The organism is Pantoea sp. AS-PWVM4 (genome assembly GCF_000468095.1).
GTDB classification, from domain to species: domain Bacteria; phylum Pseudomonadota; class Gammaproteobacteria; order Enterobacterales; family Enterobacteriaceae; genus Pantoea; species Pantoea phytobeneficialis.
On sequence record NZ_ASZC01000014.1, the window covers coordinates 47,015 to 67,951 of the forward strand.

Annotated in this window: 18 protein-coding genes; 9 read left to right on the plus strand and 9 right to left on the minus strand. The window is 57.4% G+C overall.

Annotation, left to right across the window (positions count from 1 at the left end; all coding sequences use genetic code 11):
* Positions 1-33 precede the first annotated feature (33 nt).
* From fhuB to hrpB, 6 genes are all read right to left on the minus strand, one after another.
* Positions 34-2,010, minus strand: a complete 1,977-nt coding sequence (gene fhuB / locus L579_RS12955) for a Fe(3+)-hydroxamate ABC transporter permease FhuB (protein ID WP_021184679.1) — start codon at positions 2,008-2,010, stop codon at positions 34-36.
* Positions 2,010-2,888 carry a Fe(3+)-hydroxamate ABC transporter substrate-binding protein FhuD gene (fhuD, locus tag L579_RS12960; protein ID WP_021184680.1) on the minus strand — a complete coding sequence of 293 codons (879 nt, stop codon included), beginning with the start codon at positions 2,886-2,888 and terminating at the stop codon, positions 2,010-2,012. The genes fhuB and fhuD overlap by 1 nt, the downstream gene beginning before the upstream one ends.
* An 8-nt stretch (positions 2,889-2,896) precedes the next feature.
* On the minus strand, positions 2,897-3,691 hold the full coding sequence (gene fhuC / locus L579_RS12965; RefSeq protein WP_021184681.1) for a Fe3+-hydroxamate ABC transporter ATP-binding protein FhuC: 795 nt from the start codon (positions 3,689-3,691) through the stop codon (positions 2,897-2,899).
* A gap of 42 nt (positions 3,692-3,733) precedes the next feature.
* Positions 3,734-5,929 carry a ferrichrome porin FhuA gene (gene fhuA / locus L579_RS12970; RefSeq protein WP_021184682.1) on the minus strand — a complete coding sequence of 732 codons (2,196 nt, stop codon included), beginning with the start codon at positions 5,927-5,929 and terminating at the stop codon, positions 3,734-3,736.
* Between the two features lie 196 nt (positions 5,930-6,125).
* Positions 6,126-8,627 carry a bifunctional glycosyl transferase/transpeptidase gene (gene mrcB / locus L579_RS12975; RefSeq protein ID WP_021184683.1) on the minus strand — a complete coding sequence of 834 codons (2,502 nt, stop codon included), beginning with the start codon at positions 8,625-8,627 and terminating at the stop codon, positions 6,126-6,128.
* A gap of 94 nt (positions 8,628-8,721) precedes the next feature.
* The gene (gene hrpB / locus L579_RS12980) at positions 8,722-11,199 is read right to left on the minus strand and encodes an ATP-dependent helicase HrpB (protein ID WP_036626620.1); all 2,478 of its coding nucleotides are present in this window, start codon (positions 11,197-11,199) and stop codon (positions 8,722-8,724) included.
* Positions 11,200-11,232: 33 nt separating this feature from the next.
* On the opposite strand from hrpB, the gene thpR reads away from it, so the two are divergent.
* The 9 genes from thpR (at position 11,233) to panD (ending at position 18,268) form a co-directional block, all read left to right on the plus strand.
* A complete protein-coding gene (thpR, locus tag L579_RS12985; protein ID WP_021184685.1) occupies positions 11,233-11,772 on the plus strand; it encodes an RNA 2',3'-cyclic phosphodiesterase in 540 nt (179 codons plus the stop codon).
* Positions 11,773-12,477 carry a DNA/RNA nuclease SfsA gene (gene sfsA, locus L579_RS12990; protein ID WP_021184686.1) on the plus strand — a complete coding sequence of 235 codons (705 nt, stop codon included), beginning with the start codon at positions 11,773-11,775 and terminating at the stop codon, positions 12,475-12,477.
* A gap of 260 nt (positions 12,478-12,737) precedes the next feature.
* Positions 12,738-13,193, plus strand: coding sequence for an RNA polymerase-binding protein DksA (dksA, locus tag L579_RS12995; protein ID WP_013507920.1), 456 nt, complete (start codon positions 12,738-12,740; stop codon positions 13,191-13,193).
* A gap of 72 nt (positions 13,194-13,265) precedes the next feature.
* Positions 13,266-14,195: a tRNA glutamyl-Q(34) synthetase GluQRS gene (gene gluQRS / locus L579_RS13000; protein WP_021184687.1), complete on the plus strand. Its 930-nt coding sequence runs from the start codon at positions 13,266-13,268 to the stop codon at positions 14,193-14,195.
* Positions 14,196-14,233: 38 nt separating this feature from the next.
* Positions 14,234-15,643, plus strand: a complete 1,410-nt coding sequence (pcnB, locus tag L579_RS13005; RefSeq protein ID WP_235056594.1) for a polynucleotide adenylyltransferase PcnB — start codon at positions 14,234-14,236, stop codon at positions 15,641-15,643.
* A complete protein-coding gene (folK, locus tag L579_RS13010; RefSeq protein ID WP_021184689.1) occupies positions 15,640-16,119 on the plus strand; it encodes a 2-amino-4-hydroxy-6-hydroxymethyldihydropteridine diphosphokinase in 480 nt (159 codons plus the stop codon). The genes pcnB and folK overlap by 4 nt, the downstream gene beginning before the upstream one ends.
* A 75-nt stretch (positions 16,120-16,194) precedes the next feature.
* Entirely contained in the window at positions 16,195-16,989 is a 795-nt protein-coding gene (gene panB, locus L579_RS13015) for a 3-methyl-2-oxobutanoate hydroxymethyltransferase (RefSeq protein WP_021184690.1), read from the plus strand.
* A gap of 15 nt (positions 16,990-17,004) precedes the next feature.
* A complete protein-coding gene (gene panC, locus L579_RS13020; RefSeq protein ID WP_021184691.1) occupies positions 17,005-17,859 on the plus strand; it encodes a pantoate--beta-alanine ligase in 855 nt (284 codons plus the stop codon).
* Positions 17,860-17,887: 28 nt separating this feature from the next.
* A complete protein-coding gene (gene panD, locus L579_RS13025) occupies positions 17,888-18,268 on the plus strand; it encodes an aspartate 1-decarboxylase (protein WP_013507914.1) in 381 nt (126 codons plus the stop codon).
* A 93-nt stretch (positions 18,269-18,361) separates the two neighbouring features.
* Here the strand turns inward: panD and L579_RS13030 are convergent, their stop codons facing one another.
* The 3 genes from L579_RS13030 to hpt all read right to left on the minus strand — a co-directional run bounded on the left by L579_RS13030 (position 18,362) and on the right by hpt (position 20,790).
* Positions 18,362-19,132 (minus strand): ABC transporter permease, encoded by a 771-nt coding sequence (locus L579_RS13030; RefSeq protein ID WP_021184692.1) that lies wholly within the window; start codon positions 19,130-19,132, stop codon positions 18,362-18,364.
* Positions 19,129-20,055, minus strand: coding sequence for an ABC transporter ATP-binding protein (locus tag L579_RS13035; protein WP_013507912.1), 927 nt, complete (start codon positions 20,053-20,055; stop codon positions 19,129-19,131). The genes L579_RS13030 and L579_RS13035 overlap by 4 nt, the downstream gene beginning before the upstream one ends.
* Before the next feature lie 198 nt (positions 20,056-20,253).
* Positions 20,254-20,790 (minus strand): hypoxanthine phosphoribosyltransferase, encoded by a 537-nt coding sequence (hpt, locus tag L579_RS13040; RefSeq protein WP_021184693.1) that lies wholly within the window; start codon positions 20,788-20,790, stop codon positions 20,254-20,256.
* Positions 20,791-20,937: the final 147 nt, after the last annotated feature.

A 20,937-nucleotide genomic window follows, 5' to 3' on the forward strand; every position in this document is an offset into this window, starting at 1 on the left:
CTCTGTCGAAAACCCGCGCGATAAATCGCGCCGCTACGCCCGCCTCAGCAGCCAGATAAAGTATGGCGCGCCAAAGAAAGTGGCCATCAGGCCCGCCGGGATTTGATCCGGGAATGCCAGCATACGGCCACACCAGTCAGCAAACACCATCAACACCGCGCCGAGCAAACCGGCCATCAACACCTGTGGTAAGGCACGGCGGAAGCCCAGCATGCGCACGATATGCGGTGCCATCAACCCGACAAAACTTAACGGTCCAATGGTTAAGGTCGCGGTAGCGGTTAATGCGGCCGCCAGCAGCAACAGGGCGAGCCGCGAAGTGGTCAGCGCCATCCCTGCCGAACGCGCCGTCGCACTCCCCAGCGGCAGCAGCGTTAACCAGCGGCTCGCCAACGGGGCTAATGCCACCAGTACCACGGCACACACCGCGCTTTGTAATGCCTGATGCAGGGTGATGTTGTAGGTCGAACCAGAGATCCAACTGAGTAACCCACCCATACGCGGATCACCGCTCGCCATCAGCAGCATCAGCAAGGTCACAAAGGCACTATTGAGGGCCATGCCCGCCAGTAGCATGCGTTCCGGCGAAAAACCGCCGCGGCTGGCGACCAGCATAATGGTCAACAGCGTCAACGCTGCGCCCAACGCACCTGCCGGTAACAGCCAGGCCACCGCATTGCCGGGCACGAAAAACAGCATCACCACCACGCCACAGGCGGCACCAGAACTGATGCCTAACACTTCCGGGCTGGCCATCGGGTTACCGGTTAAACGCTGAATCAACGCCCCTGCCACGCCAAGCATCAGTCCGACCATTATGGCGGCCAACACGCGCGGTGCACGCCACGGCAGCAATTGATGCAGCATATCACCGCTGACCCACGCCCAGCCGTGCGCATCACGGCCAAAGGCCACACCCACCAGGCCCAGCAGCGCCAACACCACGACGCCGCACAGGCACCAACGCAATACGGCCTGGCGTTCGGCAGGCACTTTATCGCCCTGATTAAGGGGTGGCGGCACCGAACCGGTACGCAGACGCGGCAACAGCCACAGTAGAATCGGCACGCCGATCAGTGCCGTTGCCGTACCGGTAGAGACTTCGCGCCAATGGTTGGTCAGCCACAACACGCATTGGTCCGCCAGCCACAGCAGCAGCGCACCGATCAGCGGGGACAGCAGCATCCGGCTGATTAAACGACGGCCACCGAGCATCTTCGCCAGCAGAGGGGCAAACAAACCAATGAAGCCGATGATACCGGCGACATTAACCAGTTGCGCGCTCAGCAAAATCGCCAGTGCCAGCGCCGCTACGCGCGCCAGCGAGAGTGCCAGCCCGAGGTTTTTCGCGACACCATCATCCAGGCCCATCAGGGTCAGTGGACGCAGCAACGCCAGCGCCAACACAAAGGCCAGCAGCAGACGCGGCCACAGTAACGCAACGTTGTGACCATCCAGTTGGTTGAGCGCGCCCGTGCTCCACAGGAACATGTTCTGCAACTGGTCATGATTAAAGATGGCAAAGATTTGATTGACCGCACCAACGTACAGGCTGAGCACCAATCCGGCGAGAATCAAGGTCACTGGCGAAAGCCGTTTACCCCAGGCAACCCCGAAGACCAGAATACCAACCACCACTGCACCGCCCATTGCAGCGAACTGCTGCGTCACGGCACCGCCAGGCAGTTGCCACAAGGTTGCGACCGTCAGGCCCAGTTGGGCGCCGGACGAAACTCCCAGCGTGGTAGGTTCTGCCAGAGGGTTGCGCAGCACCTGCTGAAACAGCAAACCCGCCAGCCCCAATCCAGCCCCGACCAACAACGCCAGCGCCAGACGTGACAACAGGCTGTGATGAAACACCACCTGTTGGATATTGTTGACGTCCGGCGCAACAAACGCCTGCGCCCACTGCGCCATCGGCAAGGCCTGGCGAAAATTGATCAGGGTTAAGGTCAACGCCAGCAGGAACAACGCACTCAATAGCGCGACGGAAAACAGACGATTGCGCATCAGTGCGACTCCAGCGCGTGTTCCAGCACGCGGATAAATTTCAGTGCCGAGTAAGTGGCACCGTAATACCAGACGGCAGGCACCCGCTGAAAATGCCCGGCACGGATAAACGGCAGCGCCTGCCATAATGCCGTGCGCATCACTTCCTGCATCTGCAACTCATTATCGTGGTCGAAGCAGATCACCGGCACATCCCCTACCGCCGCCAGACGCTCCAGCCCGATAACGGCGCTGCCCCAAAAATTGGTTTCACCCTGCCAGGCGCTTTGCAAACCAAGATTGTCCATCACTTCCAGGAACAGGCTGCCTTTGCCGAAGGTAATGGCATGACGGCTGTCCAGCAATGACATCAGCAGAATCGGCCGTCCCGCCCAGGGTTTTAGCCGCTCACGCGCTGCCGCCAGCACGCTATCGACATACTGCAAATGTTGCACCGCCTGCGCTTGACGACCAATGCGCGCGCCCAATTCATGCAAAGATTTTCTGGCGGTACTTAACGGTTTGCCATCGCCGCTGTTCAGATCAAACCCCATAGTGGGCGCGATGCGTGACAAGGTTTCGGCAGAGGGACCATAGCCATTGGAATGCAGAATCAAAGAGGGATTAAGCTGGGTCATCAACTCCAGATTGGGTTCGGTGCGCAGACCAAGATCGATGGTGGTGGCAGGCAGTTCCGGCTCCCCCACCCACACCCGATAGTTAACCATGTCTGCCACGCCAAGCGGTACGACGCCCAGCGCCATCAACAACTCCGTGGGTAACCACTCCAGCGCCAGAATGCGTTGGGTATCCGGCAACGCCGCGTGCAGCGGCGCGAGCTTCATCAGCGGCGACAACGCCAGCGCCGCCAGCAAACGACGGCGAGAAATATCCAGCATCACGGGCCTCAGTAAACGAAACTGACGGGCGCACCGCCCTGCGGATGCGGCAGAATCCCCATCGGGATGCCATAAATGCTGCCCAGCACATCGGCCTGCATGATCACCTCTGGTCCCCCTTCGGCAATCATTTCACCACCGCGCAACGCCACCAGCCGGTCGCAATAACGCGCCGCCATATTGATATCATGCAGCACCGCAATCACCGTTAAGCCCCGCTCCTGGCTGAGACGCTGGATCAAAGCCAGCACTTCAACCTGATGGGCAATATCCAGCGCTGAGGTGGGTTCATCCAACAGCAGGCAGCGGCTGTTTTGCGCTACCAGCATCGCCAGCCAGGCGCGCTGACGTTCACCGCCAGACAGGCTATCCACCAGTCGTCCGGCGAACGGCTTCAGCCCGACCAGCGCTATCGCTTCTTCTACACGGTCACGATCTTCCTGACCATAACGCCCCAGCGCCCCGTGCCACGGATAACGCCCAATCGCCACCAGCTCGCGCACCGTCATGCCTTCTGCCGCCGGTAACTGCTGCGGCAGATACGCCACCTGACGGGCAAAATCCTTGCTGCCCCACTGATCTACCGCTTCGCCGTTCAGTAACACGCGACCAGCACTTGCCGCCTGATGGCGTCCCAGCATTTTCAGCAGCGTGGATTTTCCCGAACCGTTATGTCCAATCAAAGCCGTGACTTTACCCGGCGTGAAGGTCAATGAGAGCGGATGAAGCAGCGTGCGTCCCGGCACGCGAAAACTGACGTTATCCAGCGTAAAGGTGGTTTCTTCGTGGTGCGGATGCTGCATGGTAATCCCTGGCGTTACGGGCGCACAATGCGCCCTTTTCTATCAGAAACGGAAGGTTGCAGTACCAACAATCTGGCGATCGCTGCCCCAGTAGCAGGCATATTCGCGATAGCAGCTGGCAACATATTCGCGATCAAACAGGTTGTTGACGTTGATACCCAGTGATGAACCCGGCAGGCCAAAGCGCGCGAGATCATATTTCACTGCGGCATCAACCACGGTATAGCCCTTCACATCGAAGTTTTGGTTTTCGTTAGCACCGCTGCTGTATAGCCCTTTGCTGGCACCGGTATAGCGCACGCCGGCCCCCAGTGTCAGACCAGAAAGTGCGGTTTCGTGGAAAGTGTAATCACTCCACAATGAAGCGGTCTGTTTCGGCACCTGTACCGGGGTTTTGCCCTGCAAATCGGTATCATGGGTGTATTCCGCATCGGTATAGCTATAGCCCGCCGTCAGGTTGATATTGGCGGTCAGAGCCGCCTTGGCTTCCAGCTCCACCCCACGCGAACGGATCTCACCGCTCTGCACGCTGAAGTTGAGGTTATTCGGATCGGCAGTCAGGTTCTTGCTTTTGGTCAGCTGATACACTGCGGCGGTGATAACAATCGGACGATCTTTCGGTACGTATTTCACCCCGGCTTCATACTGTTTGGCGCGCGAAGGATCAAACGGCTGCCCGTCTGCGGTGGTGCCCGGTGTCGGGATAAAGGATTCGCTATAGCTGAAGTACGGGGCGATACCGTTATCAAATACGTAGTTCAGCCCCCCACGCCAGGTAAACGCCTGATCGTGGTTTTTCTCTTCGCTGTTGCCATTACGGTTCAGCGCTGAGGTCATGGCGTAATCGTAGCGGCCACCCAATGTCAGCACCCAGCGGTTCCACTCCATCTGATCCTGGGTGTAGAGGCCGGTCTGCTCCTGGCGGTTCAGGTACTGATAAGGGAACGGCGTCCCCACCATCGCATCATTGCCGTATTGCGGATTGAACGGGCTAATCGGCTCGGCACCGGCATATACCGCATCAATATCGTTACGGGTACGCTGATAATCCACGCCCATCAACAGGGTATGATCCACAGCACCAGTCAGGAATTTCGCCTGCGCCTGTGTGTCGACCGCGAACTGATTGAGCTTCTCATTGGAACGCGCATACCCACGGTTAATCATCTCAGTCGAAGGATCGTAACCGCTACCGTAGATGCTGCGATAATCGGTACGCAGGTCGGCATAGCGCAGATTCTGGCGCACCGTCCAGGTATCGTTGAAGCTGTGCTCAAAGCTGTAACCCACCATTTTGGTGTTGCGCGCAATCTTGTTGCTCGGTTCGCCTTCATCAAAATTGGTCGGCAGTTTGAACTGGCTGCCGTCGGCACGGGTGATCGGTACCACCGTACCTTCACGCGGCAGCCAGCCGTAGTAGCCGGTTTCCGGTTCGTTCTGGAAATAGGTCAACAGGTCAAAACGGGTATTGGCATCAGGACGCCAGCTAAAGGAAGGTGCGATAGTGTAGCGCTTCTCTTTGTTCATCTCCTGCTGCGCATCCTGGCTGCGCGCCAGGCCGGTCAGTCGATAGCTGTAGACGCCACTGTCATCCAGCGCGCCACCGAAATCAAAACCGGTAGAGAAACGGTTATCGGTGCCCATCTGGAACTGCACTTCACGCAGCGTTTCCTGGGTCGGGCGCTTACTCACCAATGACACCACACCACCGGGGTTGCTTTTGCCGTACAGCACCGACGCCGGGCCACGCAGCAATTCAGCGCGCTCAAGGAAGTAAGGATCAATAGCGAACTCAGAGTAGTTATCAGCCTGCAATTTCAGGCCATCGAGGTACTGGTTGGTATTGACTTCACTAAAGCCGCGAATCGAGAAAGCATCGATCACATCCGAGCTGCCACGGTTATCGCTGATCCCTGGGGTGTAACTGAAAGCACGTTTGACCGACTGGACATTGTGCATCGCCATCTCTTCCTGCGTCACCACCGAAACCGACTGCGGGGTCTTCTCGATAGGCGTGTCGGTTTTGGTGGCCGTGGCACTGCGTTTTGCAGCGATGGTCGGGGCCGGTCCCCACGCACTCTCCTGAGGTGCCGCAGAACCACCATCAGCGGTGACGACTACGGTATCTTCAGCCAGCGCTTGCGCGCTCAGAGTGCCAAGGGCTATTGAAATCAGTAACGCGATCGGGCGTTTGGTAGACGCTCCGCGCGGATCAACAAAGGGAAAACGCGCATTCATATCAGGAATCTCTCGAAAAGTAATCGACGCAGGCGAATGTAAACGAGAATGATTATTAGAAAGGTTGGATTTTAGGCGATATCGCGCAAGATCCGCAAGATTTAAAGCCTGATAGCGGTGCGTTTGCCGCACGTTCGCTCATTTTCACATCTATAAAAAAGGGTGCCGAAGCACCCTTTTTTTAAGATTCAGCAACTTAGTTGTTGCCAAACATCTCTTTGATCCAGCCAGCCACGCCGTTGCTGTCTTTCTGCTCTTCCTGTTGCTGCTGTTGCAACTGTTGCTGCTGCTGAACCTGCTGCTGCTGTTGCTGGCACAGCGAGTTAGGATCAAGCGTCCAGACCGGCAGTGAGCGCCAGGTACTGCTGCCCGAACCACAGACAAAGTTACCGGCCGAATCGATGTTCATCTGAGTGATATCTTCCGGCGGCGTCAACACCAGCGGCATCGGAGCCTGGTTATCCAGATAGCGGCGATACAGCTGCATTGCGCCACTGGCACCGTACAGTTTCGTCGTCTGGTTGTTATCGCGTCCAACCCAGGTGATCGCCACTTCTTTGCCGTCAATACCGGCGAACCAGCTATCGATCAGGTCATTCGTGGTACCGGTTTTACCCGCCAGATGCGCATTCGGGAAACGCGCACCCAGCGCACGCGCCGTACCGTGATCCGCCACCTGCTGCATGCTGTACAACGTCAGATATGCCGCCTGCGCCGGTTCCACACGCTGCGCCTGTGGGAAGCTCTGGTACAGCACGGTGCCATCTTCGGCAATCACCGAACGCACCGCCGACAGCTCAGCACGATTACCGCCACTGGCGATGGACTGGAACGCCTGCGCCACTTCAATCGGCGTCAGGTTAAGCGCACCCAGCAGCATCGCCGGAACCGGATGGAGCTGGTCTTTCGGCACGCCAAGCTTGGTCCAGGTATCGACCACCGAGTTCAGCCCCAGCGTCATACCCAGGTTTACTGTCGGCACGTTCATCGAGTTGGTCAGTGCGTCCACCAGCATCACTTTGCCACTGAAGCGAAGATCATCGTTGAGCGGCTTCCACACCGTGCCATTCGGTTGTTTCAGGGCGATCGGTTCATCAGCAATCCAGCTATTCAGACGGTAGCTGTTCGGCTGGCTTAACGCGGTCAGGTAAGTGGCCGGTTTAGCCAACGAACCGATGGAGCGGCGTGCCTGCAACGCACGGTTGTAACCGGCGAACTGCGGATCGGAACCGCCCACCATCGCCCGCACTTCACCGCTGAAGCGGTCAACCACCACCATCGCGGTTTCCAGATCTTTCAGGCCACGCTGTTTTTTCAGCGTCGGAATGCCATCTTCAACCGCTTTTTCTGCCGCATCCTGCGAAATCGGATCGAGTGTGGTGAAGATCTTCACGCCGGAGAGATCTTTCACTTTATCGCCGAGTTTCGCCTGCAACTCGTTACGCACCATCTGCATAAAGGCGGGCTGCGGGGTAATCACCCCCCCCTTCGGCTGCACGCCTAATGGGCGCGCCGACAGCATGTTGTACAGATCTTCATCGATGATCTTCTGCTGTTGCAGCAAACGCAGCACCAGATTACGACGTTCCAATGCCAGCTGCGGATTACGCCACGGATTGTACAGCGATGCGCCTTTCACCATCCCCACCAGCATCGCCTGTTGATCGAGGCTCAGCTCATCAACCGGGCGGCCAAAGTAGTACAAACTCGCCAGCGGGAAGCCACGGATCTGATCGTTACCCGCCTGACCGAGGTACACTTCGTTGAGGTACAGCTCCAGAATGCGATCTTTGCTGTAGCGCGCATCCATGATCACTGCCATATAGGCTTCACGCGCTTTACGCCACAGCGAACGCTCGTTGGTGAGGAACAGGTTTTTGACCAGCTGCTGCGTCAGGGTACTGCCGCCCTGCACCGCTTTGCCGGCCGTAATGTTGGCAAGGAAGGCACGACCAATCGAGTAAGGGCTGATGCCATCATGCTCGTAGAAATGGCGGTCTTCGGTGGCGATCAACGTATCGACCAGCAGATCCGGGAAACCGGCACGCGGCACGAACAAACGTTGCTCGCCGTTCGGCGATTGCAACATGGTGATCAGGCGCGGATCGAGGCGGAAGAAGCCAAAATCGCGTCCGGTTTCGAGGTTTTTAATCTCGCTCAGTTCGTCACCGTTGAACGTCATACGCGCACGGATCTGGCCTTCTTTGCTGTCCGGGAAATCAAACGGACGGCGCAGCAGGTCGATGGTGTTGCCTTTGACGCTGAACTCACCAGGGCGGGTAATGCGCGACACTTCGCGATACTGCGTGCCTTCCAGCAGCGCAATCATCTCTTTTTTGTCATACGCCATGCCCGGCTCAAGACTGACCATGCGACCATAAACGGCAGCAGGCAGTTGCCACACTTTACCGTCAATACGGCTGCGGATTTCCGAGTCGAGATAGACGCCCCAGGCGGCCATCACCACGACAAAAACCAAAAATAGCTTAATGAACCAGCCTAACCAGCGACGTTTCGCGCGCGGCGGGCGCTTTCCTTTACCTTTGCGTGGCACTGGCTCACTCTCCTCGTCATCATCAAAATCGTCCTGATCGATATCATCATCAAGTTCCCTGCGGCGACCCCGACGCGCGGTGTTGCGCGGCGGTTTGGGCTGTTTTCCTTTGCGCCCAATCGGTTCGCGATCATTCCCAGACATGCTGTTATTCTCCAGGTATAGCTACGGCTGCGCCGTTACTCTAACTGCTTTCTCGTGCCGCGCATGGCAGAACCCTCTGAATTGTCACCAGAGGTCACGATGAAAATTTCTTGGTCCGCCTCGTGGGTAAGGCGTTGGCCGGATCGTCCGGCCAGGGATGTTTGGGATAACGCCCTTTCATCTCTTTCTGCACTTCAGGATATGCCCCACGCCAGAACGCTGCCAGGTCACGGGTGATCTGCAACGGCCGGTGCGCCGGTGACAACAACTCCAGTACCAACGGTATCCGGCCTTCAGCCACCGCAGGATTGCTGGCTTCACCAAACATCTCCTGAATACGCACCGCCAGCGCCGGGGGCTTCTCCGCATCATAGCGAATCGGCAGGCGGCTTCCGGTCGGCACAGTGTAATGAGTTGGCAGCACAGTATCCAGCCGCTGACGTTGTGACCATGTCAGCAAATGTAATAATGCACTGACAAGATTGACGTTCTGCAACCCCTTCAGGTCGCGCACCCCACCCATCTCCGGCAACAGCCATGCTTCCAGCGACTCCAACAGCGTCTCGTCATCAAAAGCGGGCCACGCCTCGTCCGGCAGCCACTGTGCGGCGCAGTGCAGACGCAGGCGCAGCTGTTCGGCTTCCGGCGTCCAGCCCAGCACCGACAGACCTTTCTCACGGATCCAACGCAGCATCGCCGCGTGCAATACCTCCGGTTCCGGGCGTGACATCGGCTGTGCTTTCAGGACCAGCGCACCCGAGACTTCACGCCGCCAGGCACGCAACGTGCCTTTCTCTTCATCCCACTCCACATCGGTACGCTGCTCGACCAGTTGTGGGCGCTGCTGACGCAACGCCTCAATATCCACCGGCAGTGCCAGCAAGATACGCGCATCGGCAGCGCTGGCCCCTTGTAACAGCGACGGGGCGATCAGCCATTCGCTGCGGCTCAGGCCATCCTGCTCATCCAGCATCGCCCCAATACCGTTCGCCAGTTGATAACGCGCGCTGTTGCCACGGCGCTGGGCCAGGCGGTCGGCAAACCCGGCGGCCAGCAGTGCCGGGAAAAGATCGGCATCAACGTTGCCACCGCTGGCATTGAGGCGCTGTTGCCACTGACGGGCGCGCCGTTGCCAGCTGGATTGAGGACGATGCAGCGCGTCACGCAGGTCGGCGCTGCCGCTGCGCGGCGGCTCCTCGAGAATAGCCACCAATAAGGCCGCGCTGGCGATTGCATCCTTATTCTGCCCGGCTGCACACAGCATGGCGCACAGACGCGGATCGTTACCCAGCTCAGCCATTTTGCGCCCAACGGCGGTCAGGCGTCCGGCGTCATCCAGCGCCGCCAGGCGGGTCAGCAACGTTCGCGCCGCACGCAGATGACGTGCCGGTGGCATATCCAGCCAACGAAGTTGCGCCACATCCGGGCAGCCCCATTGCAGCAAATCCATTTGCAGGGCCGCCAGATCGCTATGCAGGATTTCCGGCTCACTTTGTGCCGCCGCCCGGAGCGCCTGCTCCTGCGCTAGCAAATGCAGACAGATCCCCGGTTCCAGCCTGCCCGCACGCCCGGCACGTTGCGTCATCGAGGCCTGGCTGATGCGTTGGGTTTGCAGCCGCGTGACACCGCTGCGCACCTCAAACTGCGCAGTGCGTTCCAGCGCGCTGTCCACCACCAGGCGGATGCCCTCAATGGTCAGGCTGGTTTCCGCGATATTGGTCGCCAACACCACTTTGCGACGCCCAGGCGGGGACGGCAGGATCGCTCGCCGCTGCGCGTCGAGTGACAACGCACCATATAAAGGAGAAAGATCGACATCCTCACTGACACGCGCTTCCAGTTCACGTTTCACCCGTTCAATCTCCGCCACGCCAGGCAGGAACAGCAACAATGAACCTGTTTCTTCACGTAACAGCTGCGCCACTTCACGCGCCACCGCCTCTTCAAAGCGCAGCTGATTATTCAGGGAAGCAAAACGGCGCGTCACTGGAAAGCTACGACCTTCCGAAGCAATAAAGGGGGCGTCCGGTAGCAGCGCACGCAGGCGATCATTATCCAGCGTCGCCGACATCAGCAGAATCTTCAGATCCTCGCGCAGTCCCTGTTGCACATCCAGCAACAGCGCTAACGCCAGATCGGCCTGCAAACTGCGTTCGTGGAATTCATCGAGGATCACCAGCGAAACACCGTCCAGCATCGGATCGCGCTGCAACATGCGCGTCAGGATACCTTCGGTGACCACCTCCAGCCGGGTGTCCGCCCCGCAGCAGTTTTCACCCCGCATCCGGTACCCCACCGTGCCGCCCGGTTGTTCACCGAGCAGCTCCGCCAGCCGCTGCGCCACGTTGCGCGCGGCAAGCCGCCGTGGCTCCAGCATAATGATGCGACCGGGCAGTTGCGCCTGTTGCAGCAACTGCAACGGTAACCAGGTGGATTTGCCTGCGCCGGTCGGTGCTGCCAGTAATACCTGTGGCGCTTGCGCCAGCGCGGTCAGCAGCTCAGGCAGTACCTCGCTTACCGGTAATTCACTCAAACTCAACTCCCTTTCTGCCTGTGCTAAGATGGCGCGCATTGTACCACCCAGCGCGGATTATCGGAGGCTACGATGACCACCCAACGTCTGTTTTTTGCTCTCGAACTGCCTGCGCCTTTGCAGCAGGAGCTGGTGCGCTGGCGAGCCGAAAACTTTGCCGAAGACGCCGGACGCCCGATAGCGGCAGCCAATCTGCACCTGACGCTGGCGTTCCTCGGTGAAGTCAGCGATGAAACCTCGCTGCGCCTGCAACAACTCGCCGGACGGATTAGCCAGCCGGGTTTTGCTATCGATCTGGATGATGCCGGACACTGGCCCCGTCCTGGCGTAGTGTGGCTGGGTTGCCAGCGCCCGCCACGCGGTTTACTGCAACTGGCCAACCTGCTGCGCGCCCAGGCGGCACGACATGGCTGTGCGCAAAGCGCGCCATCGTTTCACCCGCATGTCACCTTGCTACGCAACGCGGCCCATAAAGTCGCCCTTCCGCCGCGCGGTTTTCACTGGCGTCTGGATGTGAGCCATTTCGTCTTATGCTCCTCGCGCTTCGAAAAGGGCCAAACCCGCTATCAGGTGCTGGCCCGCTGGCCGTTATCCACCCCGACAGGAGACTGAATGCATTTCTCCCCGCCACTCAAACCGGCCCGTTTAATCGCCCGATATAAGCGTTTCTTAGCGGATGTCATCACCCCGGAAGGTGAGACGCTGACCATCCACTGTGCCAACACTGGCGCGATGACCGGTTGCGCTACGCCAGGCGATACCGTGTGGTATTCCACGTCCGACAGCCCCACACGTAAATATCCTCACAGTTGGGAACTGACCGAAACCCAGCAGGGGCACTGGATCTGCGTCAATACGCTGCGCGCCAATCAACTGGTGAAAGAAGCGATAAATCTCGGTGTAATTCCAGAATTTTCCTCTTATGACCACTGCCAGTCTGAAGTGAAATATGGCACGGAAAAAAGCCGAATTGACTTCCTGCTACAAGCGAAGGGCAGATCGAACTGCTATATTGAAGTCAAGTCCGTCACCCTTTTACAGCATGGTAAAGGCTATTTTCCGGATGCGGTGACGGCCCGCGGGCAAAAGCATCTGCGCGAACTGCGACATATCGTGGCAGAGGGCCATCGGGCCGTTTTGTTGTTTGCCGTTTTGCACACGGGGATTGAGGACGTTTCCCCGGCGCGCCATATCGACGCGCAATACGCAGAACTACTGGTACAGGCGCAACGGTGTGGCGTGGAAGTATTGGCGTATCAGGCTCACATATCACCGCTAAAAATGTTACTGACACAGCCGATAAGGGTAGAGTTGTAATATTCTTAGCAATTTGTTGTGATAGGAATGTTCTGAGCGGTGCGCTGAATACGCTGTTCCTCACAGGCTTGTCAAGGTGTGATCATGAATAATTGCCAACCTTGATTGCTTCTGCTATTTATAGCGGCCTGTTTTTTTCCCTGTTGGGAATCGATATACCCTAAGTAATGCAAGTTGCAGACCGGTCGCCAGTATCACCGCAGCCAACATGCTGGAACTTGACATATGACGGGTGGTGCGTGTTATCCAGGAGAAACAACATGCAAGAAGGGCAAAACCGTAAAACATCGTCCCTGAGTATCCTCGCCATCGCTGGGGTGGAGCCGTATCAGGAGAAACCGGGCGAAGAGTATATGAACGAAGCCCAGCTGAGCCATTTCCGCAAGATTCTGGAAGCCTGGCGCAATCAACTCAGGGATGAAGTCGACCGTACTGTGTCGCATATGCAGGACGAAGCTGCCAACTTCCCGGATCCGGTTGACCGTGCCGCGCAGGAAGAGGAATTCAGTCTGGAACTGCGTAACCGCGATCGCGAGCGTAAGCTGATCAAAAAGATCGAGAAGACGCTGAAGAAAGTGGAAGATGACGATTTCGGCTACTGCGAATCCTGCGGTGTTGAAATTGGTATTCGTCGTCTGGAAGCGCGTCCGACCGCCGATCTCTGCATTGACTGCAAGACGCTGGCAGAAATCCGCGAGAAGCAGATGGCTGGCTAATGGCCGTGAACAGACTGTCGCCGCACAGCAGGGAAAACCACTGTTTTCCCGCCGTGCGGTGCACATTAAAAAATGTCTAATCTTCCCTGCATTGGGCGTTTCGCCCCCTCTCCCTCTGGTGAACTTCATTTTGGCTCGCTGATTGCTGCAACAGGCAGCTACCTGAGTGCGCGTGCACAACAAGGGCGTTGGCTGGTGCGTATCGAAGATATCGATCCACCGCGTGAAGTGCCCGGTGCCGCCAGCCGCATTTTGCAGCAGCTGGAGCAGTATGGATTGCATTGGGATGGCGAAGTGTTGTGGCAGTCGCAGCGCCATGAAGCATACCGTGAAGCCTTAAACTGGCTACGCGAGCAGCGCCAGAGCTATTTTTGCACCTGTACGCGCAGCCGTATTCAGCAGTTGGGCGGTTTTTATGATGGTCATTGCCGCGATTTGCAGCTCGGATCACACCATGCCGCGCTACGCCTGCGCCAGCATACGCCGGTGTATGGCTTTGACGATCGTCTGCGCGGTCATCTGGTTGCTGATACCCGGCTGGCAGAGGAAGATTTTATTATTCACCGCCGTGATGGCCTGTTTGCCTATAACCTGGCGGTGGTGGTAGATGACCATTTTCAGGGTGTCAGCGAGATTGTTCGCGGCGCGGATTTGATTGAACCAACGGTGCGCCAGGTAGCCCTGTATCAACAGTTTGGCTGGCCAGTCCCTGCGTATCTGCATTTGCCGCTGGCGGTGAATACCGATGGCAACAAACTGTCCAAGCAGAACCATGCCCCCGCGCTACCCGCGGGCGATGCGCGACCGTTGCTGGTTCAGGCGTTAAACTTTTTGGGTCAACCGGTATCAGAAGGATGGCAGGATGAATCGCTGGAAACCCTGTTAAAACAGGCGGTCGCCCGGTGGAATATCCGTCTGATCCCACAGGAAAACGCCCTGAAGCCGGATGAAACGACAACGCCATTCTCAAATGGTTCGCAACAAGCTATGATTAGCCGCTGATTTTACCAACACCATTAATGTCACTGTCGAGGTGTCCCATTTTTACCCGAGTCGCTAATTTTTGCCGGAGAGTCCTCAAGCGTGACGAGGAGGTGCCTGAAGAGGTGGAAACCGAAAGTCTGATGACCGTCATTCCCCGTGAAAGCCACAACATCTCACGCAAAGATATCAGCGAAAATGCCCTCAAAGTGCTCTATCGCCTGAACAAAGCCGGTTACGAAGCCTACCTGGTAGGCGGCGGTGTGCGCGATTTACTGTTGGGTAAGAAACCAAAAGATTTCGATGTCACCACTAACGCGACCCCGGAGCAGATGCGCAAATTGTTCCGCAACTGCCGTCTGGTGGGACGCCGTTTCCGCCTGGCCCATGTCATGTTCGGGCCGGAAGTGATCGAAGTTGCCACTTTCCGTGGCCATCATCAGATGGATGAAGGCGAAGAAGATCGCAACAGCTCACAGCGCGGGCAAAACGGTATGCTGCTGCGCGATAACATCTTCGGCAGCATCGAAGATGATGCCCAGCGTCGTGACCTCACCATCAACAGCCTGTACTACAGCGTGGCCGATTTTACGGTGCGCGATTATGTCGGCGGTTTGCAGGATTTGCAGCAAGGCATCATTCGCCTGATTGGCGATCCGGAAACGCGCTATCGCGAAGACCCGGTGCGTATGCTGCGCGTGGTGCGTTTTGCCGCCAAACTGGATATGCGTATTGCGCCGGAGACTGCCGAGCCGATTCCGCATCTTGCCACCCTGCTGCATGACATTCCGCCCGCACGCCTGTTCGAAGAGTCGCTCAAGCTGCTGCAAGCCGGTTATGGCTACCGCACCTATCAGATGATGCGTGAGTATCAACTGTTCCAGCCGCTGTTCCCGACGTTGACGCGTGGCTTCACCGAACACAGCGACAGCCCGATGGAGCGCATGCTGGCACAGGTGCTGAAAAACACCGATACCCGCCTACAGAATGATATGCGCGTCAATCCGGCGTTCCTGTTTGCCGCGATGTTCTGGTATCCGCAGCTGGAATCTGCCGAACAAATCGCCCAGGAAAGCGGCCTGACCTATTACGATGCCTTTGCTCTGGCGATGAACGAAACGCTGGATGAAGCCTGCCGCGCGCTGGCGATTCCGAAGCGCATCACCACGCTGATTCGTGATATCTGGCAGTTACAACTGCGTATGTCGCGTCGCCACGGCAAACGTGCGTGGAAGCTGATGGAACATCCCAAGTTCCGCGCGGCCTATGACCTGCTGGCGCTGCGTGCCGAAGTGGAAAACAACCCGGAGCTGCAACGTCTGACGCAGTGGTGGGGGGAATTCCAGGCCGCCGCCCCGACGACGCAGAAAAACATGCTGAATACGCTGGGCGACGATCCGGCACCGCGCCGTAAACCACGTCGTCCTCGTCGCCGTCCTGCTGCCCCACGCAGCAACAGCGCGCCATGACCCGCGTCTATCTCGCTTTAGGCAGTAACCTCGCCGACCCGCTGCATCAGGTTGATGCAGCGCTGGCGGCGCTGGATGCACTGCCGCACACCACCCGCGTTGCTACGTCGTCGCTGTACCGCACCCCGCCCTACGGCCCACCGGATCAACCGGATTACCTCAACGCGGTGGTGGCGCTGGAGACAGATTTGCCCGCAGAAACCTTGCTCGACCATACCCAGCGCATTGAGCTGGAACATGGCCGGGTGCGCAAAGCCGAGCGTTGGGGACCCCGCACCCTCGATCTGGATATCCTGCTGTTTGGCGATACGGTGATTAACACGCCGCGCCTGACGGTGCCGCATTATGACATGCACAACCGCGCGTTTATGCTGCTGCCGCTGCTGGAGATCGCCCCTCAGTTGACGTTACCCGATGGCACCCCACTCGCTCCTGTGCTGGCAGCGCTCGACCAAAGCGCGATTCGTTTCTGGTAAAATCGCACGCCAGTCATATCACCTGCACCGCCAATCCTTTACACTGCGCCCATCAGAAAATACTGAGAGAGTGCGATGAAACCCACAACCATCTCCCATTTGCGCCAGTGGAAAGCCAGTGGCCGCAAATTTGCCACGCTGACGGCCTATGACTTCAGTTTTGCCCGCCTGTTTGCCGACGAAGGTATTCAGGTGCTGCTGATTGGTGATTCGCTCGGCATGACGGTACAGGGCCATGAATCGACCCTGCCGGTGACGGTCGCCGATATCGCTTATCATACCGCCGCAGTGCGTCGTGGTGCGCCACAGGCGCTGGTGATGGCTGACCTGCCGTTTATGAGTTATGCCACGCCCGCACAGACCTTTGACAACGCGGCACAGTTGATGCGTGCCGGGGCCAACATGGTCAAACTGGAAGGCGGTGCCTGGCTGGCAGAAACCGTGCAGATGCTGACCGAGCGCGCGGTGCCGGTATGTGGTCATCTTGGCTTAACGCCGCAGTCGGTGAACATCTTCGGCGGTTATAAAGTTCAGGGCCGCGACGAAGCGGGTGCAGAACGTCTGCTGGCAGATGCGCTGGCGCTGGAAGCGGCTGGTGCGCAGTTACTGGTGCTGGAGTGCGTGCCGGTGGCGCTGGCAGAACGCGTCACCAAAGCGCTGGCGATTCCGGTCATCGGTATCGGCGCAGGCAATGTCACCGATGGACAAATTCTGGTGATGCACGATGCCTTTGGCATTACCGGCGGCCATATCCCGAAGTTTGCCAAAAATTTCCTCGCGGAAACCGGCGACATTCGCGCGGCGATTCGCCACTATATTGCCGAAGTTGAGGCGGGCAGCTATCCGGCCGCCGAACACAGTTTCCAGTAAATCAGGAGATGTGCAGTGCTGATCATTGAAACACTGCCGATGCTGCGTCGCGAGATTCGTCGCTGGCGGCAGGAAGGCAAACGTATCGCGCTGGTGCCTACCATGGGCAACCTGCACGACGGACACTTAACGCTGGTCGATGCTGCGCGTGAGCGCGCCGATATCGTGGTGGTGTCGATTTTTGTGAATCCGATGCAATTCGATCGTCCCGACGATTTAGCGCGCTATCCGCGTACTTTGCAGGACGACTGCGAAAAACTGAATCGCCACAGCGTGGACCTGGTATTCGCTCCTGCACCGGCTGATGTCTATCCCAAAGGCCTGGACACCCAAACCTTTGTTGAAGTGCCGGGACTGTCATCGCTGCTGGAAGGCGCCAGCCGTCCGGGCCACTTCCGTGGCGTCTCTACCATCGTCAGCAAGCTGTTCAACCTGGTGCAACCCAATATCGCCTGTTTCGGTGAAAAGGATTTTCAGCAATTGGCTATCATCCGCAAAATGGTGGCGGATATGGGCTTCGACATCGAGATTGTCGGTGTGCCAACGGTACGTGCCAAAGATGGCCTGGCGCTCAGTTCGCGCAATGGTTATCTCACCGCCGATGAGCGTAAACTGGCACCCGGTTTAAGCCAGGTGATGAACGCTATGGCCGAGCGTCTCAGCAATGGCGAGCGCCATGTCGAAGAGATTATCGAGACTGCCGAACAGGCGCTGCGTGAGAAAGGTTTCCGCCCGGATGGTCTGGCGATTTGCGATGCCGAAACGCTCCAGCCGCTGACCGTCGATAGCCAACGAGCCGTGATTCTGATGGCTGCCTGGCTGGGCAACGCCCGTCTGATTGATAATCAGCAAGTGGATCTGACCCAGTAAGGGATCATTTTTATAAGGTTATACCGCTATGATTCGTACCGTATTACAGGGCAAGCTGCATCGCGTCAAAGTGACCCAGGCAGACTTGAATTACGAAGGTTCCTGCGCCATTGACCAGGACTTTCTGGATGCCTCTGGCATTCTGCAATATGAAGCCATCGACATCTACAACGTCACCAACGGCCAGCGTTTTTCCACCTACGCCATTGCCGCTGAGCGTGGTTCAAAGATTATCTCCGTCAACGGTGCTGCCGCACGCTGCGCCTGTGAAGGCGACATCATGATCATCTGTTCTTATGTGCAGGTGGAGGATGAAGTTGCCCGTAGCTGGCAGCCCAAAGTAGCCTATTTTGAGGGCGATAACGAGATGAAGCGCATCGCAAAAGCGCTGCCGGTGCAGGTCGCCTGATAGCATTGTAGCGGCGCGATTTATCGTGCGATTCCGCGCGGGCTGCCGGAAAAAATCGCGCGATAAATCGCGCCGCTACGTCACAGTTCTGCCTTAGCTTCGCAGTCCCCGCCCACGCTGTATCAATACATACACCAGCGCGTAAAACACCACGATAAACGCCACCAGCACTGACAGGGTCAGCTCCAGCGGTACATCATGGATGCCAAGGAAACCGTAGCGGAAGCCACTGATCATATACACGATCGGATTCAGCTTAGACACCGCCTGCCAGAATGGCGGCAGCAGCGCCAGCGAATAGAACACCCCACCAAGATAGGTCAACGGCGTCAACACGAAGGTCGGAATCAGGCTGATATCGTCAAAGGTGCGGGCAAATACCGCGTTCAGCAAACCGGCCAGCGAGAACAGAATCGCCGTCAGCAGCAGCGTAACCGCCACCATCGTCCACGAATAGACCTGGAAAGGCACGAAGAACAACGATATCGCTGTCACCAGGATCCCGACACAGACACCACGCGCCACGCCACCACCGACATACCCGGCGATGATAATGTGCGTCGGCACCGGTGCCACCAGCAATTCTTCAATGTTGCGCTGAAACTTGGCGCTGAAAAACGAGGAGGCCACGTTAGCGTAGGCGTTGGTGATTACCGCCATCATGATCAGACCCGGCACGATAAATTGCATGTAACTAAAACCATGCATATCACCGATGCGCGATCCAATCAGGTTGCCGAAGATGATGAAATACAGCGTCATGGTGATCACCGGTGGCACCAGCGTCTGAATCCAGATGCGGGCAAAACGGTTGATCTCTTTGGTCCAGATGCTCTTGAGCGCCACCCAATATAAATGCGTCATGCTTTGGCTCCTGTTTTTCCCTGCACCAGGCTGACAAACAGCTCCTCAAGGCGGTTAGCTTTGTTTCGCATACTCAATACCTGAACACCCTGAGCGCTGAGCTGACTGAAAACGCTGTTCAGCCCCTGCTCACGCATCACCTCAACTTCCAGCGTCGAGGTATCGACGAGACGATACTGGAAACCTTCCAACTTCGGCAGTGGACTGCGCGGCGCTAAATCGAGGATAAAGGTTTCGGATTGCAGCTTAGAGAGCAAACCTTTCATCGAGGTGTTTTCCACCAGCTCACCGCTCTGGATAATGCCGATATTACGGCACAGCATTTCCGCCTCTTCCAGGTAATGGGTGGTCAGAATGATGGTGGTGCCCTGCGCATTCAGCTCCTTCAGGAACACCCACATGGAGCGACGCAGTTCGATATCGACACCCGCGGTTGGCTCATCGAGGATCAGCAGCTTGGGTTCGTGCATCAGCGCGCGGGCAATCATCAGGCGGCGTTTCATCCCACCTGACAACATGCGCGCACGTTCGTTACGCTTGCCCCACAGATCGAGTTGTTTCAGGTATTTTTCGGCGCGGATATTCGCTTCACGACGTTCCACACCGTAATAACCGGCCTGATTAACCACAATCTGTAATACGGTTTCAAACGGGTTGAAGTTAAATTCCTGCGGCACCAGTCCCAGCTGGCGCTTGGCATTGACCACATCCTTTTCCAGGTCATAGCCGAACACCCGCACGCTGCCGCCTGATTTATTCACCAGCGAGCTGATAATGCCGATGGTGGTGGACTTACCGGCACCGTTCGGCCCCAGTAAGGCATAAAAATCACCTGCTTCCACGCTGAGATCGATCCCTTTCAGCGCCTGTACGCCGCCGGGATAGGTCTTGGTCAGCCCGGAAAGTTCCAGTGCATAAGTCATTGCGAATCCATACCTTGTTGTAATCAGAAATGAGTGACCAGGTGATAAAAGTCGTGAATTTAAAGGAGTTTAGCAGAGATTATGTTACCACTCAGCGCAGCGCGGGGGAAACGCGTGCAGCGCCACCCGTCAGCCACTGGCCGACGGGCTGCGCATCTTATCGCAGGCGGGAAAGGTTAGCCTTGGAAGATTGTGCGGTTACTCGTCGAGCAGCACCACTTTGCCGATGTACGGCAGATGACGATAGCGCTGGGCGTAGTCGATACCAAAACCCACCACAAATTCGTCCGGGATGGCGAAGCCAACATATTCAACGGTGACATCCACTTCACGACGTTCCGGCTTGTCCAGCAGGGTACAGATCGCCAGCGAGTGCGGCTCACGCAGACGCAGGATCTCGCGCACTTTGCTCAGGGTGTTGCCGGAATCGATGATGTCTTCGACGATCAGCACGTCTTTACCGCGAATATCTTCATCGAGATCTTTCAGGATCTTCACATCACGGGTACTGGACATGCCGCTGCCGTAGCTGGAGGCGGTCATAAAGTCGACTTCGTGCGGCACCTCAATGGTGCGGCACAGATCGGCCATAAACATAAAGGAACCGCGTAACAGCCCGACCAGCACCATTTCACGGCCGCTGTTACGGTAATGGTCGCTAATCTGTTTGCCCAGCTCGGCAATACGGGTTGCGATCTCCTGCTCAGAGATCATCACGTCGACGGTGTGTTTCATTGCATTCAGCCCGGTTAGGTGTCTTAAGAAAGCCACGCAGTCTATCATAGTCCAATTAAGCGCTGACGCCGCGCACACAACGCAAACGTTACCGTGGCGAAAAATATTGCTCTGACGTTAACTGTATAAAAAGCACCCAGCCAACCG

Excerpts from the sequence above, each read along its gene's own strand:
- fhuB (WP_021184679.1), bottom strand. The coding sequence starts at position 2,010 with ATGCGCAATCGTCTGTTTTCCGTCGCGCTATTGAGTGCGTTGTTCCTG.
- fhuD (WP_021184680.1), bottom strand. The coding sequence starts at position 2,888 with ATGCTGGATATTTCTCGCCGTCGTTTGCTGGCGGCGCTGGCGTTGTCG.
- fhuC (WP_021184681.1), bottom strand. The coding sequence starts at position 3,691 with ATGCAGCATCCGCACCACGAAGAAACCACCTTTACGCTGGATAACGTC.
- fhuA (WP_021184682.1), bottom strand. The coding sequence starts at position 5,929 with ATGAATGCGCGTTTTCCCTTTGTTGATCCGCGCGGAGCGTCTACCAAA.
- mrcB (WP_021184683.1), bottom strand. The coding sequence starts at position 8,627 with ATGTCTGGGAATGATCGCGAACCGATTGGGCGCAAAGGAAAACAGCCC.
- hrpB (WP_036626620.1), bottom strand. The coding sequence starts at position 11,199 with ATGCGCGCCATCTTAGCACAGGCAGAAAGGGAGTTGAGTTTGAGTGAA.
- thpR (WP_021184685.1), top strand. The coding sequence starts at position 11,233 with ATGACCACCCAACGTCTGTTTTTTGCTCTCGAACTGCCTGCGCCTTTG.
- sfsA (WP_021184686.1), top strand. The coding sequence starts at position 11,773 with ATGCATTTCTCCCCGCCACTCAAACCGGCCCGTTTAATCGCCCGATAT.
- dksA (WP_013507920.1), top strand. The coding sequence starts at position 12,738 with ATGCAAGAAGGGCAAAACCGTAAAACATCGTCCCTGAGTATCCTCGCC.
- gluQRS (WP_021184687.1), top strand. The coding sequence starts at position 13,266 with ATGTCTAATCTTCCCTGCATTGGGCGTTTCGCCCCCTCTCCCTCTGGT.
- folK (WP_021184689.1), top strand. The coding sequence starts at position 15,640 with ATGACCCGCGTCTATCTCGCTTTAGGCAGTAACCTCGCCGACCCGCTG.
- panB (WP_021184690.1), top strand. The coding sequence starts at position 16,195 with ATGAAACCCACAACCATCTCCCATTTGCGCCAGTGGAAAGCCAGTGGC.
- panD (WP_013507914.1), top strand. The coding sequence starts at position 17,888 with ATGATTCGTACCGTATTACAGGGCAAGCTGCATCGCGTCAAAGTGACC.
- L579_RS13030 (WP_021184692.1), bottom strand. The coding sequence starts at position 19,132 with ATGACGCATTTATATTGGGTGGCGCTCAAGAGCATCTGGACCAAAGAG.
- L579_RS13035 (WP_013507912.1), bottom strand. The coding sequence starts at position 20,055 with ATGACTTATGCACTGGAACTTTCCGGGCTGACCAAGACCTATCCCGGC.
- hpt (WP_021184693.1), bottom strand. The coding sequence starts at position 20,790 with ATGAAACACACCGTCGACGTGATGATCTCTGAGCAGGAGATCGCAACC.